This is a genomic window from Dyadobacter chenhuakuii, assembly GCF_023821985.2.
Lineage (GTDB): Bacteria > Bacteroidota > Bacteroidia > Cytophagales > Spirosomataceae > Dyadobacter > Dyadobacter chenhuakuii.
The window spans coordinates 2,401,326-2,415,692 of the sequence record NZ_CP098805.1 but is presented as its reverse complement, the minus strand read 5'-3'; the positions used below and the strand labels follow the sequence as shown (position 1 = coordinate 2,415,692).

Genomic DNA, 14,367 nt, shown 5'->3' with positions numbered 1-14,367 from the left:
TTCAAAGCTAAGCAAAATGATAGTAGAGCGGTTTCCTGCAATCCTTTTAAATTTGAATTTAATTAACATCTTGTTCAGTAACTCAAATTTAATGAAAACAGCACTGCTAGGATTGGGATTGCTATCATGCATCCTAAGCGTCGACTCGGCTGCGCAGAAGTCTCCCGAATGGAAATATGTTGAAGGGAAAATCGTATCGCCCTGGGCGGAAAAGGTAAATGCAGCCAATGTTCATCCTGAATATCCGCGGCCGCAAATGGTCCGCCAGAATTGGGTTAATATCAATGGCTTATGGAATTTCTCAATTGTTCCAAAACAATCGTCCGAAACTAAGCCGGCGGCTTTTGACGGTCAGATATTGGTCCCGTTCGCCGTGGAATCCGCATTGTCGGGCGTGGGTAAGACTGTGGGAAAAGACAGTGTGCTCTGGTATCAGCGGAACATTGACTTTGCGCCTAAGCTAAAAGATCAGAGAGTGCTCCTGCACTTTGGGGCTGTGGATTGGAAATGTGATGTGTTTGTCAATGGAAAGCCGGCGGGCTCGCATCAGGGCGGCTACGATCCTTTCTCTTTTGACATTACGGACCTTTTGGTGAAGAAAAAGCAGCAGGACATCAGCGTTCGCGTCTGGGACCCCAGCAGCGATGGTCCGCAGCCAAGAGGAAAGCAAATCAAAAATCCGCATGCAATCTGGTACACGCCTGTGACCGGAATCTGGCAAACCGTTTGGCTGGAAACCGTTCCAACCACGCACATTGCTGATTTCAAGCAAGTTCCGGACATTGATAAGCAAACTTTGACTGTTACAACAACGCTTAAAAATGCAGGAACAACGGACAAGATCAGAATCGTTGCGCTGGACGGCTCCAATAAAGTAGCTGAGCAGGAAATCGCATCCGGTGAAAATGCCGTGCTGAACATTGCTAATGCTAAGTTGTGGTCGCCCGAAAATCCATTTTTGTATGACTTAGTGCTCACAGTAACCCGGAACGGAAAAGTAGTAGACGAAGTGAAGAGCTATTTCGCTATGCGTAAAATTTCGATGCAATTGGATGCAAATGGCATTCAGCGTATGGCATTGAATAACAAGTTCTTATTCCAATATGGCCCGCTCGATCAGGGCTGGTGGCCAGACGGACTCTATACAGCTCCAACGGACGAAGCATTGAAATTCGACATTTTGAAAACCAAGGAAATGGGCTTCAATATGATCAGAAAACACGTGAAAGTAGAGCCTGCGCGTTGGTATCGCTATTGTGATGAGCTGGGAATGCTGGTGTGGCAGGACATGCCGAGCGGCGATATGGGCAACAACTGGGAGCAGCGTCCCGGCATTACCGGAGACGAGACGGAAAAGCAGCGCACACCAGAGTCAGAGAACATTTATAAGACGGAATGGAAGGCTATCATGGATGCCAATGATCATTTTCCATCCATTGTCGTATGGGTTCCTTTCAACGAAGCGTGGGGACAATTCAAAACAGAAGAAATCACCAACTGGACCATGCAATACGACCCAAGCCGCCTGGTTAACAGCGCCAGCGGAGGCAACTTTTTCCCGGTCGGCCACATTATCGACATGCATAATTATCCCGCACCGGTGATGCCGAGACCAGAAATTTTTGGTGCAAAGCAGATTATTGTGCTGGGTGAATTCGGCGGGCTGGGGCTGCCGATAGACGGTCACGTTTGGCAGCAAAAGGATAACTGGGGATACCAGAGTTTTAAAAACCAGCAGGAGCTTTACGCCCGTTACGAGTCCTTCGTAAAAAGATTTGAATCCCTGATCAAAAGAGGATTATCAGCCGCAGTCTACACGCAAACAACCGACGTAGAAATAGAAACAAACGGCCTGATGACCTACGACCGCAAAGTGATCAAATTCCCCGAAGCAAAGCTAAAAGCAATACATATGCCGCTTTATAATGCGGACTGGGTGAAGTTGAAGCCATAAAGCTAAGCCAATCATAATAAAACAACCCCTTGCCACATAAAACATCCCCCTGTCACACTGAGCGGACCGGGCCGCCGGGCGGCCGAAGTGCGCAACTGCTAGCAGTAACGCACTTCGGCTCCGCTCAGTGTGACAGGGGTTGTAATTGTGACAGCCCGCCGACTACTTCTTCATCTGGGCCTCGACAACCGCTATTGCAACCATATTAACAATCTCCCTAACGGAACTTCCTAATTGCAAGACGTGGACCGGCTTTTTCATTCCGAGCAAGATTGGCCCGATGGTTTCGAGTTCGGCAGCTTCTTTCAGCAAGTTGTAAGCAATGTTACTTGCAGACAGGTTCGGGAAGATCAGCGTGTTGGCGCCGCCATCGACGAGGTCGCTGAATGGGTGATTTTCCTTCAATAATGCTGTATTGAATGCGAGGTGGGCCTGCATTTCGCCTTCTACGATCATCGTTGGATTTCTCTTTTTGAGGATCGCGGTGGCTTCGCGCATTTTCACAGCATCAGTTCCGTCGGCGCTTCCGTAGTTGGCATAGGTTACCAATGCAATGCGGGGCTGAATGTTGAACCGCTCGACCGCTTTTGCCGTCAGTTCGGTGATTTCCACGATTTCATCAACCGTTGGATCCAGGTTAACGGTTGTATCCGAGAAGAATAATGGTCCTTTTGGGGTTAGCAAGATGTACATACCCGCCACTTTATTTACACCAGGATCTTTTCCAATGACATGCAATGCGGGACGGATCGTATCCGGATAAGTCCTTGTAAGACCGGAGATCAGCGCGTCGGCCTCTCCGTTTTCCACCATCATTGATCCGAAATAGCTTCTGAAATAAATGCTTCTGTGCGCTTCGATAGGCGTCAGGCCCTTTCTTTTACGTTTTTCAAAAAGCAGGTTGGCATATTTGTTAATGATGTCTTCATTCTCTTCTGCACGCGGATCCACAATCGCTACGTCACCCAGATCCAGCTTACTTTCTTTGATCAGGTTTGACACAATGTCTTTGCTGCCCAGTAAGATAGGAATCGCAATGCCTTCATCGCGAACCTGTTGTGCGGCACGAAGCACCTGAATGTTCTCTGCATCAGCAAAAACAACTCTTTTTGGAGCCAGTTTCGCTTTGTTCAGGATTACGCGGGAAATCTGTTCGTTACGACCAAGGCGGCTGGAAAGTTCCTGCTCGTAAGCGTCCCAATCCGTAATGACTTTGCGGGCAACGCCTGTTTCAATTGCAGCTTTCGCAACAGCAGGTGCAACCGTGGTTAACAATCGCGGATCAACAGGTTTTGGAATGATATAATTTTTACCAAAAACAATGTTCGTTTCATTGTAGGCAAGGTTTACAATGTCAGGAACCGACTTCTTGGCAAGATCGGCAAGCGCGTGAACGGCCGCCAGTTTCATTGCTTCATTGATCTCCGTCGCACGCACGTCGAGCGCGCCGCGGAAAATATAGGGAAAGCCAAGGACATTGTTCACCTGGTTCGGATAATCCGAGCGGCCTGTTGCCATGATCACGTCTTCACGCGCTTCAACGGCATCAGGATAGGGGATTTCGGGATTGGGATTAGCCATAGCGAGCACGATAGGGTCTTTCGCCATTGATTTTACCATATCCTTTGAGACAATGTCCGCCGTGGAAAGTCCGAGGAACAAATCGGCGCCGACCATTGCTTCTTCCAGCGACTCGTAAGCCACATCCGTTGCAAACTGCCGCTTCATTTCCGAAAGGTCCGTCCGGCCATTGTGAATGTGGCCTTTGGTATCGAACATGGCAATGTTCTTCGGATTGGCACCCAATGCCAGGTAAAGTTTAGTACAGGAAACGGCCGAAGCGCCTGCGCCGGAAACGACTACCCGAATATCATTAATGTCTTTTTTAACCAATTCAAGGGCATTTAACATGGCTGCGGCGCTGATGATGGCCGTTCCGTGCTGGTCGTCGTGCATGACGGGAATGTTCAGCTCTTGTTTGAGGCGGGCCTCAATTTCAAAACATTCCGGTGCCTTGATATCTTCCAGGTTGACGCCCCCGAACGTAGGTTCCAGGATCTTAACGGTCCTTACGAATTCGTCGACGTCTTTTGTGTTCAGTTCAATGTCAAATACATCAATGTCTGCATATATCTTGAAGAGAAGGCCCTTTCCTTCCATAACCGGCTTGGAGGCTTCAGGACCAATGTCTCCGAGTCCGAGCACGGCGGTTCCGTTGCTGATTACAGCTACAAGGTTGCCTTTTGCTGTATACAAATAGGCATCTTCAACATTAGCAGCGATTTCGAGACATGGCTCTGCAACACCGGGAGAATACGCGAGTGAAAGGTCGCGCTGGGTGCTGGTTTCTTTGGTCGGGATTACCTGGATCTTGCCAGGACGGCCTTTTGAGTGGTAGTATAGGGCGTCTTCTTTTCTGATCTTTTTATTCATACCTGTTGACGATTATTTCGTGCTAAGGTACAAACATTAGGTGCAACGCAATGAATTTGCAGCGGTATTAACAGCGGTTTTTGAAGCCGGATTTTTACAAATCCCTCAGAATGTTGTTCGAAGAACTCAGATCGTCACCATTGAAAGAATGACTATTCGCCAGGTTCTTTCTTTTTTTTACAGACACAACACGTCTTTTAAGGAAGTAGGCAAATATCATATACACGCCAAACATGCCTATATAAATGTACAACGAAGCAGTGTTTGTAATGTCGCCGTGAAATGCAAAAAACAGCGTAGTATTCATGATCGTTACCATCCAAAGTGTGCAGGATGCCCAGAAATGGTTCAGGCCATTGTCGATCAGGATGTGGTGCATGTGGTTACGGTCCGCAATAAATGGCGAGCCTCCTTTGAAAATTCGGACGATAAATACGCGTAATGTATCAAAAATCGGGACGATGAGCAGGACCATAACGATGATAGGCGCATTGAAATAGGCATTCGGATCGTGCAGGTAACCAACATTTAAAGACAGGAATTCAACTGAGAAGATGGAAAGGAGGTAACCCACTATCAGCGAACCGGTGTCGCCCATGAAGATTTTGCTTGTTTTGGAAAAATTAAAACGCAAAAATCCTAGCAGCGAACCCGACATGGCGAAAGCCAGGCAACCAAACGAGAAATGATCATTAGCAATGAACCAGATGCCGAAACCCAGGCCCGCAATAAGGCTGATGCCACCCGCCAGTCCGTCGATTCCGTCGATCAGGTTTATCGCATTAATGATCGCGATAAAAATGAAGACGGTAAGCGGGATGCTGATAAAGTCTGAAACACCATGAATGCCGAATATTCCGTAAAAATTATCGACCTTGAAATTGCCCATTGCTACAAGTATCAGCGAGGCAAATATCTGTACAATCAGCTTTTTTGTAGGGTCAACAGCCAGGATATCATCTTTAATCCCAAGAAAAAACAAGATAATTACGCCGGTCATAGCGAGGCTGATCAGGTTGGAATCCAGGATGTTTTCGGAATGCGGCCATAAAAAATAAGCGATCAGCGTTGCCGCAAATATCGCTATGCCTCCCAAAGTAGGGGTTTCCGTTTCATGTGAGCTCCTGAAACCAGGTTTCGCTGTCAAATGCAACAGATTCGATAAGTTGATGATGATCGGAATGCTGATAATGGACAGGAAACAGGCGATCAGAAAGGAAAGGAGGCATTGGTAAACATCATGATGAATAATGTTACTGAAGTTTCCTTCACTCAGTATCTGTAGGGGTAACTTTAATTCCATAGTGCCTGCCAATGTAATAGCCTAGTAACGTTGTAGTAATTTTGTAACCTTTAAATCAAAAGTCGCAATTTTAATTTATATTATAAAAGCTAAACCGCTGTATATCAAAATAATTATTGTGCGGTTTGGATGCTGCTTTTGGTTTTCTATTTTATCGAAACTGTAAGATTTTCCTTAACGGCTTCAACCACAATGTATAAAAATGTGGTTTTAAATCATTTTCCTTCCAGGCCCTCAAATCGTTCCGGTTGGCTGCAATCCTGTTTTTGAGATTGCTGTTGCTAACACCTCCGGTCCGCATTTTCACCAGGACTTTCGGCACGTAAGCAATTTTCGCTTTGGCTTTATGAATGAAGCGAAGCATCAGTTCGTAGTCTGCCGCGCTGCCCAGGTCTAGCCGAAACAAGCCAAACCTTTCATAAAGTTCTTTTTTTACAAAAAATGCAGGGTGGGGAGGCATCCAGCCATTGAGAAAGGCACCTTCCTTATAATTTCCGGAAATCCATTTTCTCTTGATCACCACCTCGTTCGCTGCATCAACATATACAAGATCGCCATAACAACCCTGAATGTCAGGCGATTCCATTTTGCTTACCACGTCGCTAATCGCCGCATTATATGCATAAAAATCGTCCGCGTTCAGTATGCCTATGATATCACCTGTTGCTAATTTTATGCCTTTGTTCATCGCGTCGTAAATTCCGCCGTCGGGCTCACTTACAACTGCGGCAATCCTGCTTCCGTATTCGCCTATAATTTCCTGCGTTCCGTCCTTGGAATCTCCATCAATGACAATGTACTCGATGTTGGAAAAATCCTGGGCAAGAACAGATTCGATGCACTGCCGGATGGTTTTCGCACCATTATAAACTACGGTTATGATACTTACTTTCAACTGGACAAGTTTCTTGTTTTGACAAATTTAGCCGGATTTCCCTGATAAATCCCATAAGCCTCCAAATCGGAAGTGGCGACGGAATCCACCGTAAGTACTGCATGAGAATAGACACGCACGCCCGGGCAAACCGTTGCCTTAGCGCCAATCCAGGCACCGCTTTCAATCGTTATCGGTTTGACGATCAGGTCGAATGTGCTCTTCGTAAAGTTGTGATTTCCAGTTAGCAGCAGGCAACCTTGCGATAAACAGACATTTGACTCTATTGTCACCATAGTGAGGTTGTCGATCCACACATTTTCACCGATCCAGACGTTTTCTCCGATCACCAGAAACCAGGGATATTTGACATTCACTTTTGGCTTAATCACAACACCATTGGCCAGCCTGGCACCGAACATTTCCAGCACAAACCGCTTGATCGCCATCGGATAGGGCAAGTAAGTGTTGATAAAAAGCCGGTTGGCAAAGTACCAGAGCAGCTGTTTTAAAAAACCGCCTGGCTTATACCAGCTGTTATCATACTTTGACAGATCGGTTCGGGCTTTTAAGGTCTTTTCCATATTCTGTCTTAAAATGTGTTATGATATCCTGCTTGTCTTTTCCAGCCCGGTAGTACACTTCATAAATCTTGGCATCCACCAGAAAGCGATACCAAAATCCTTGCAGAAAGTGCCAGATCAATCCTTTCATACCATCCAGAAAACCAAGTTTAAAAATATACCGGTAAACGAAATAGATAAAAGGCCGCGTAAACAAAGGCAGGCCCGCATATTTGATTTTTAAAAACCTTGTACGCTGTTCCTGACTTCCCCAGAAGCTCGGGGTTACCGTTTCTTTACTATCAAAATTATATTTAATGTTCAATAGATCAATGACTTCCCTTATTGCATAATTGTTATGCTTTTGGGTCCACCACGTCAGGTTGTTGAGGTTATGGTCCACGATATCGTGCTGTAACTGGGCGGTGGTGCCGCTGCTGAGCTTGATATGCTCATCCATCCACAACTCTTCACAATGACCAATACCACTGCGCCAGACCCTGAGCAGCCATATGGGATAGTAACCACCGCGGCGGATCCATCTATCCATGAAAAACACGCGGCGTTTCACGTATAACCCCGACACTCCGGCAGGCGTAAGATGTAATGTGTTTTTCAGCTCATTCGCCAGTTCGGGCGTAATGTATTCGTCGGCGTCCATGCGCATAAGCCACTTGGTGCCGAAGGGAATATGCTGAATCCCGAAATTGAATTGAAAAGAGTAGGAAACCCAGGGGTTCTGAACGACAGTGGCGCCGAGGCTTTCGGCAATAGCAACCGTGTCGTCGGTAGAAAATGAATCAACGATGAAAATCTTATCAGTCACCAGAAGCAAGCTTTCTATGCAACGTGCAATGTGCTTTGATTCATTGTGTGTTAAAATGATGACGGACAAATCAATCATACCCGGGAGCAACAGTCAAAAATTACGAATTTGCGGTTATTGCAAACGGCCAAAGATACTTACTTTTTCTTAACATTCTTGTATTCTTCCAATAACTGATTAGCCACCTTCCGGATGTCAAAATTTTCCGTTACCATCTTGTAAGCCCGATTTGCAAGATCTTGCGCATAGGTTTTATCTTGTAATATTTTAAGAAGTCCCTTGGCAACTCCATCGCTCGTGAGCGGCGTCAGAAAGGCTGCGTCATAGCGTTTGATATAATCCCCGAACCCGACGCGATCGGATACAATGGTGGGTACTTTGGAAGTCATTGCTTCCAGGACCGCAATAGAAAATCCTTCGGAATAGGAGGGCAGGACAAAGACATCGGCGTCTGCAAGTGCTTCTTTTTTAGCCGTATCGGTCAGTAATCCGACGAGTTTGATCCGGTTTTGCAGATTGTTTTTTCTGATAAAATCTTCCGTCTCCTGCTGGTAACCATCATCGCCGCCGGCGAGGAAAAGAGTAGCATTAGGAAGCTGCTTTTCAATTTTTTTGAATGCAGGAAGCAGGAGGTCAAGCCCCTTCTTAATGTTGAGCCGGCCCATAAAAAGCACGACCTGCTCATTCTCTCGAACCTGGTGTTTGGCACGGAAGCTCCCTTTGGCAGGCAAGTTGGAATATTCCGACAGCTTCATCCCATTCGGAACAATCACCATGTTTTTGGGACGGTAACCCAGGTAACGGACCACGTCACCTTCTTCGTCGGTGTTGTTGATCTGGATCAGGTCCGCTTTTCCTAGTATTCTCTTCTGATAAAGCAGCGTTACAATGTCTTTTTTCCATTTGTGATGCGCAACAGCCCATTTGTCGAGCAGTCCGTGTATGGTAATCACCTTAACAGCATTGTTTGGGATCAAAAATGGCACCAAACTCCCGAAATGCCATATTCCATGCATATGTATCACATCATACTCGTGAATGTGGTGCCTCAGGAAGCGATACATTTCAAGCGAAAATTCCCTGTAAACATTGCTGACCGGCGTCGTGCGCGCTACGGGAAACAGCCTGGCACCCTCGGGAGCAGGATACATTTCATCGCCCGGCGTCATGGGACTCAGAATGTCCACCTGGTGACCTTGCCGCAAAACCTCCGTGGTATGGTCGTATATAATCCGGGCCGGGCCGCCAATTTCCCAGGTGTAAGCGCAAATATTTAAAATCCGCATGCGTGCATTTTGTGTAAAAATCTGAACATTAAGCTGTTATGCTAATTTGTGGTAACAGTCTGCCATTTGCCCCGCAACCTGCCGGGAGGAAAAAGGCGCGATCAGGCGCCGCGATTCCTGGCCCATAGCGGCCATTTTTTCCGGATTCTGGATGAAAAAGGCCAGCGCAGTTTCCAATTCCTGCTGGTTATCCGGGTCAAAAGTAAAACCATTCACGCCGTTTTCTACCAAATCTGCCACACAACCGCAATTCTTTGACACAATCACCGGCAATCCGCAAACCATGGCTTCATTCACAACCAAACCCCAGGGCTCTGATTTACTGGGCAAAACCAGTACATCACAATGCACAAGCAGGTCCGGGACCTTATACCAGGGAAGTCCGCCTGCAAATGATATTTTATTTTGCAAACCAAGCTCTGCCGTCAGCTTTTCTAGTGTTGCCCGCTCGGGGCCGTCGCCGATGAACATCATTTCCCACGGTAAGATTTCCGAATCGAGCAGACGAACCTTTGCGAATGCACGCAGCAAGGTTCCCAGGTTTTTCTCAGGCGCAAGCCGGCCTACGAACACAAATCTGTAAGCGCGAGCCACGTTCACATTAGCCTTTTTTCCAGCATTGTATCTCGCGCTGATGACTTCCTCATCGATTACCGCCGCATTCCGTACCGGGATTTGCGAAGGTTTTACACCCAGGCTTTCCAGATAGTCTGCGGACGTTTTGCCGAAACAAAAAAATGCCTGGGCACGGTTCACAATGAATCTTTTGAGCGATTCCTTGATAAATGACCGGCTGTTGTCCGCAGCAGATGACTCAGAAGAAAGCACCACTTTCACGCCTTTCAAGCTGGCATAAAACATGAGAAGGACCTGCGCAGGATCAAAGTAACCCGTAATGTTGAGGACAGTTGGTTGGTAAGCATCGAAAGCAGCAAACAATGCTGCACGTCTTTCTTTAAAACCCACTTCATCCAGGCTGCGCTGAAACAGCACTTTATAAGGATAATCGTAAGTAATGGCGTCATCGCTTTGCATCACACTGCGACTGGCTTCATAAAGCGCGATCTGGACAACAAGGAAATCACTTTCAGGATATTTTTCCTTGAATGCGCGATGGATTTCGCTGAAAAGCCGCGACTTATAATGCGCCCATAACTGGTTGTGTACAACAAGGACGCGCATTATTTTTTAAGATTTAAATATTCCTGGAACAAAGGATAAAGATTGTTTGCCAAAAAAAGCTGTCCCTGGCTGTTATAATGTACAACATCCAGCTTCCGGTAATATTTGGGATCAATTCCCAGGCTGAATTCGTTCACAAGCCGGATATTGTGCTGAATGGCGAAAGCTATAATCTGGTCGCCCTGATCATTGAAATGTCCCAGCTCTATTTCCGAAGTTTCGGGGTGGAGATAAATGAAGAGCGGGATAGAATCTTTTTTAGCGATTTCGTAAATCTGCTCATACCCGGGGTTGAAAGTCAATCCTGGCTTCCTGATTCCGGCATCATTCAGCTCTTCTTTTTTCAGCGAATCCTTTTTCATAGAATCCAGAAGGGCTCGCTCAGGATTTTTTTCAATGGTTGGGGCGAAAAACCAGGTGTTGAAATAGTAAAAGAAAATCCAACGGTAACGATCCCAAAGTTCGTAGAGCGCCACTTTATATTGCTTGTCGGGCCAGCCGGGATCGATGCCCACAGGACTTTGGTGCGACATGATGTCGTACGCATCGTGGCTGCTGGTAACCAGGCACATCAGCCTGGCTTTGAATGTTCCGTATTTTTTAAGATAAGCGGCAATGTTATCAGGGCCCCACGAGCCGGCGGAAATGTTGAGGACCCGGACGCGCGTACCGAAGTCTTTCAGAAAACGCTTTTCAAGTAAAGTAGAAGCAATGCTGTCCTGGTCGGTAAGGCTTCCGCCGTTCACAACCGAGTCGCCGATGAGCAGGATCACAATGCTGTCTGACGGCAGGACCTCTTCATTGCGCATGGAAAAGCTGTTGGTCTGCACGCGGTAGCCAAATCTTTTCACATCCTGGTCGGGAGCATATATGTATTCAAAATCCGGATCCGAAATATAGAGCGGAGAATTACAGAAGCCATATTTATATCTCAATACAACTTCCGTGGTAACTGCCAGGATCACGACGAAGATTAAGAATCTATAAAAATATTTTAACATCAAGGAAAACGCTGTGTCCGCTGCAAATGCGCTTGCAAATTTAGAATTACTTTTCCCATTTACGACTTTTTAACACCGCACAGGAATAATTTAACAGAATTGCAGCGACCTGGAATGGTTCTTTCAAATTACGAGGAAAGGTTTAGCAGCCGCTAAATCATGCATCAAAACAGATTATTTTCCTTTAAACACATTATTATGAAGTGGATCGAATCACAAGCGGGAACCAATGGTGAGCCTGTCAAACTGTTTGTTCAGGATATTGGACAAGGCAAGCCTGTTGTATTTATATCGGGATGGCCCCTTAGCAATGACATGTGGGAATATCAATATAACGAGCTTCCCAAGCACGGCATCCGCTGCATCGGATATGACCGCCGTGGCTTCGGTAAGTCGGATAAGCCTTGGGATAGTTATGATTACAACACGTTAGCAGGCGACTTGAAAGCAGTGCTGGATAATCTTGATCTTCGCGATGTAACGCTTGTCGGGTTTTCCATGGGCGGTGGCGAGGTGGTTCGTTACCTGAGCAAATATGGAAGCGAACGCGTGTCCAAAGCAGTTTTGATCAGTTCCGTTGTTCCTTATATGTTGCAGACAGATGATAATCCGGACGGTCTGCCCAAGGAAGTTTTTGATGGTTTTGTAGAGAATGTTGAAGCCGACAGGCCTAAATTCCTGGCTGGTTTTGCCAAAGATTTTTACGGCAATTCTTTGCTGAACAATGCCGTAAGCGACGAAATCCTAACCTGGCACAGCATTCTGGCATTACAGGCTTCGGGCCGGGCAACCACGCAGTGCATCAGAAGTTTCAGCTCAACCGACTTCCGGAACGAGCTTTCCACGATCGATGTCCCTGTGCTGATCATTCATGGCGATTCTGACAAAATCGTTCCCATCAAAATCAGCAGCGACATTACTTCGGATCAGCTTCCGGGAGCAGAATACATTGTGTATGAAGGCGCGCCGCATGGGCTTTTTGTTACGCAAAAGGAAAGGCTGAACGAGAACCTGATCCAGTTCATCAATCAGGAAACCGTGACAATTTCTAATCCTTACGCGGATATTACGACATAAAATATAGGAAGTTAGCCTGGAACCGGGATGCGGTTTCAGGCTAACATTTCTATCAGTTCAATGCGGTTACCAAACGGATCACGGAAGGAAAATCGCTTCCGGTCGGGTATGGGGCTGTCTTGCCGGATTGCAATTCCATTCTTCTCCAAAATTTCCCACGCCGCATCCAGGTTCTTCACTTCAAATGCAGGATGCCGCTGCGACTGCTCCGAAGGCTCCTCCGCCCGGATATGCAGCTCAATGTCGCCCATAGCAAACCAGATAGCGCCATTCGGAAGCGGATAGCCCGTTTCTCTCAACTCTTTCAAACCTAATACACCGCCGTAAAAGGCCCTGGCCGCTTCTTCTGCACCAGGAGGAATGCACAGCATAATGTGATTCAGTCTTTCAAATTCAATTTTCATATTCAGGAGTGTTTCATTTTAATCGCATCACAAAGGACCTTTACTAGCTTCCCGGCCGTCTTTCCAAACCGCTTCAATTTTGCGCGTATTCTTGATATCATTAGCCGGATTAGCGCTCAGAATGATCAGATCGGCTTTTTTGCCACGTGTCAGTGTGCCAAGCTCATTGTCAATTTTCAACGCCTTTGCAGCATTTTGAGTTGCAAGCATAATGGACTGAACCGGCGTAAGGCCCGCCTGGACCATCAATTCAAGTTCCAGATGTTCTGTGAAACCCTGCGTCCTGATCGGAAATGCGCCGGAATCGGTGCCGAGCGCGACGGTAATGCCCGCATCCACGATTTTTTTCAGGTTAATTGATGCTGTTTTGAATGCAGCAGCATTTCGTTCATAGTCAGCGGATGCCCGGACTTTTTCTGCGTAAGCCGGATCGGTAACCATTTCAAGCACACCCGGTTCCAGTGATTTTATAAAAAATTCATCATTGATCCAGTCCGGTTGACTAGCATATGCAAACTGATATTCATCCAGTGCAAGTGTGGGGATGTATATGACATTCTTTTCCTTCATTTTATTCAAAAGCTCCGCATCCACCGTCCTGTCGCGAATGCTGTGGGCGATGATATCAATGCCGGCCTCGGTCAGGAGCCGTGCGTCTTCTGCATAAAACAAATGTGCTGCCACGCGGATATTGCGTTTATGCGCTTCGGTGATAATAGCCTGGTATATTTCGGGCTTCATTTTCTGAGCATTGCCGCCATGATCGTCCACCCATATCTTCACAACCGTAGGTTTAAGCGGAACCAGCTTATCCAGCATGGCGGGCACTTCCTCAGGATTTTCGGGGCGGAAAAGCAAGTTCATCCAGGAACCGGGATTGGGATCGGGCGTATTGAAGCCGTACCCTGCCGAAAAGAGGCGAGCGCCCGGAAGCAAACCTGCTACCGTCGAATCCCGCATGCCGTCGAAGATCAGCGGCCTGTCGGTTCCCATAGCAAGCACAGCATTAACTCCATAATCCTGATATTTTTTGAGCTGGCGCAGGACGTTTTCTCTCGTGTAGTTTTCTGCCGCAGAAGTTGTCCCCAGCAATGTGCCGACATGCGCATGCGCACATATCAGCGACGGGATTACCGTTTTCCCTGTCAGATTAATCTCCTTCGCACCTTTCAGTTTAATATTGGATTCTACCGCGACAACCCGGCCATCCATGATCAGAATGTCCGTATCCTCGCGCGGCTCCTCGCCGGTGCCATCGATCACCGTGGCGTTTTTTAATATAATGGCCTGCGGCTGGCTGATGGCAGAAAATCCGGTTACCAGCAGCAGCAGAAGTAAGAAAAAGTGATTGACCTGATTTTTCATAAAGACGCGTTTTTGAAATCTTGCACTATAACTGTACCGACCCTTATAATAACTTTCAACTGGTATAGCTTTTGTATAAAACGGAGAATCATTTTTGAA

General features: G+C 46.8%; 12 protein-coding genes. 2 read left to right on the top strand and 10 right to left on the bottom strand.

Translation table 11 applies throughout. The features are described from left to right. The first annotated feature begins 91 nt into the window (after nt 1-91). Entirely contained in the window at nt 92-1,954 is a 1,863-nt protein-coding gene (locus NFI80_RS09975; RefSeq protein WP_235161334.1) for a glycoside hydrolase family 2 protein, read from the top strand. A gap of 162 nt (nt 1,955-2,116) precedes the next feature. On the opposite strand, the gene NFI80_RS09970 is transcribed toward NFI80_RS09975, so the two are convergent. From NFI80_RS09970 to NFI80_RS09935, 8 genes are all read right to left on the bottom strand, one after another. After that, the gene (locus tag NFI80_RS09970) at nt 2,117-4,387 is read right to left on the bottom strand and encodes an NADP-dependent malic enzyme (RefSeq protein WP_235161624.1); all 2,271 of its coding nucleotides are present in this window, start codon (nt 4,385-4,387) and stop codon (nt 2,117-2,119) included. Nucleotides 4,388-4,481: 94 nt separating this feature from the next. Next, on the bottom strand, nt 4,482-5,690 hold the full coding sequence (locus tag NFI80_RS09965) for an MraY family glycosyltransferase (protein ID WP_235161626.1): 1,209 nt from the start codon (nt 5,688-5,690) through the stop codon (nt 4,482-4,484). A 151-nt stretch (nt 5,691-5,841) separates the two neighbouring features. Then, complete coding sequence (locus tag NFI80_RS09960; RefSeq protein ID WP_235163150.1) at nt 5,842-6,585, bottom strand: glycosyltransferase family 2 protein; 744 nt, start codon at nt 6,583-6,585, stop codon at nt 5,842-5,844. Further along, the gene (locus NFI80_RS09955; RefSeq protein WP_235163151.1) at nt 6,582-7,148 is read right to left on the bottom strand and encodes a WcaF family extracellular polysaccharide biosynthesis acetyltransferase; all 567 of its coding nucleotides are present in this window, start codon (nt 7,146-7,148) and stop codon (nt 6,582-6,584) included. Before NFI80_RS09955 ends, NFI80_RS09960 begins: the two co-directional genes overlap by 4 nt. Then, the gene (locus NFI80_RS09950; protein ID WP_235163152.1) at nt 7,105-8,031 is read right to left on the bottom strand and encodes a glycosyltransferase family 2 protein; all 927 of its coding nucleotides are present in this window, start codon (nt 8,029-8,031) and stop codon (nt 7,105-7,107) included. The genes NFI80_RS09955 and NFI80_RS09950 overlap by 44 nt, the downstream gene beginning before the upstream one ends. Before the next feature lie 59 nt (nt 8,032-8,090). Beyond that, nucleotides 8,091-9,239 (bottom strand): glycosyltransferase, encoded by a 1,149-nt coding sequence (locus NFI80_RS09945; protein WP_235161651.1) that lies wholly within the window; start codon nt 9,237-9,239, stop codon nt 8,091-8,093. A 36-nt stretch (nt 9,240-9,275) separates the two neighbouring features. After that, nucleotides 9,276-10,421, bottom strand: a complete 1,146-nt coding sequence (locus NFI80_RS09940; protein WP_235163153.1) for a glycosyltransferase family 4 protein — start codon at nt 10,419-10,421, stop codon at nt 9,276-9,278. Beyond that, nucleotides 10,421-11,422, bottom strand: coding sequence for a hypothetical protein (locus tag NFI80_RS09935; protein WP_235163154.1), 1,002 nt, complete (start codon nt 11,420-11,422; stop codon nt 10,421-10,423). The genes NFI80_RS09940 and NFI80_RS09935 overlap by 1 nt, the downstream gene beginning before the upstream one ends. A gap of 198 nt (nt 11,423-11,620) precedes the next feature. Here NFI80_RS09935 and NFI80_RS09930 point away from each other — a divergent pair, with 198 nt between their 5' ends. Beyond that, the gene (locus tag NFI80_RS09930; RefSeq protein WP_235161657.1) at nt 11,621-12,499 is read left to right on the top strand and encodes an alpha/beta fold hydrolase; all 879 of its coding nucleotides are present in this window, start codon (nt 11,621-11,623) and stop codon (nt 12,497-12,499) included. Between the two features lie 35 nt (nt 12,500-12,534). Here the strand turns inward: NFI80_RS09930 and NFI80_RS09925 are convergent, their stop codons facing one another. Together NFI80_RS09925 and NFI80_RS09920 are read right to left on the bottom strand one after the other, a co-directional pair. Then, nucleotides 12,535-12,903, bottom strand: coding sequence for a VOC family protein (locus NFI80_RS09925; protein ID WP_235161659.1), 369 nt, complete (start codon nt 12,901-12,903; stop codon nt 12,535-12,537). A 27-nt stretch (nt 12,904-12,930) separates the two neighbouring features. Beyond that, nucleotides 12,931-14,268 (bottom strand): amidohydrolase family protein, encoded by a 1,338-nt coding sequence (locus tag NFI80_RS09920; protein WP_235163155.1) that lies wholly within the window; start codon nt 14,266-14,268, stop codon nt 12,931-12,933. Between the last annotated feature and the right edge of the window lie 99 nt (nt 14,269-14,367).

Coding starts and splice junctions, on each gene's coding strand:
- NFI80_RS09945 (WP_235161651.1), bottom strand. CDS start 9,239: ATGCGGATTTTAAATATTTGCGCTTACACCTGGGAAATTGGCGGCCCG.
- NFI80_RS09940 (WP_235163153.1), bottom strand. CDS start 10,421: ATGCGCGTCCTTGTTGTACACAACCAGTTATGGGCGCATTATAAGTCG.
- NFI80_RS09925 (WP_235161659.1), bottom strand. CDS start 12,903: ATGAAAATTGAATTTGAAAGACTGAATCACATTATGCTGTGCATTCCT.
- NFI80_RS09975 (WP_235161334.1), top strand. CDS start 92: ATGAAAACAGCACTGCTAGGATTGGGATTGCTATCATGCATCCTAAGC.
- NFI80_RS09970 (WP_235161624.1), bottom strand. CDS start 4,387: ATGAATAAAAAGATCAGAAAAGAAGACGCCCTATACTACCACTCAAAA.
- NFI80_RS09950 (WP_235163152.1), bottom strand. CDS start 8,031: ATGATTGATTTGTCCGTCATCATTTTAACACACAATGAATCAAAGCAC.
- NFI80_RS09930 (WP_235161657.1), top strand. CDS start 11,621: ATGAAGTGGATCGAATCACAAGCGGGAACCAATGGTGAGCCTGTCAAA.
- NFI80_RS09935 (WP_235163154.1), bottom strand. CDS start 11,422: ATGTTAAAATATTTTTATAGATTCTTAATCTTCGTCGTGATCCTGGCA.
- NFI80_RS09965 (WP_235161626.1), bottom strand. CDS start 5,690: ATGGAATTAAAGTTACCCCTACAGATACTGAGTGAAGGAAACTTCAGT.
- NFI80_RS09955 (WP_235163151.1), bottom strand. CDS start 7,148: ATGGAAAAGACCTTAAAAGCCCGAACCGATCTGTCAAAGTATGATAAC.
- NFI80_RS09920 (WP_235163155.1), bottom strand. CDS start 14,268: ATGAAAAATCAGGTCAATCACTTTTTCTTACTTCTGCTGCTGCTGGTA.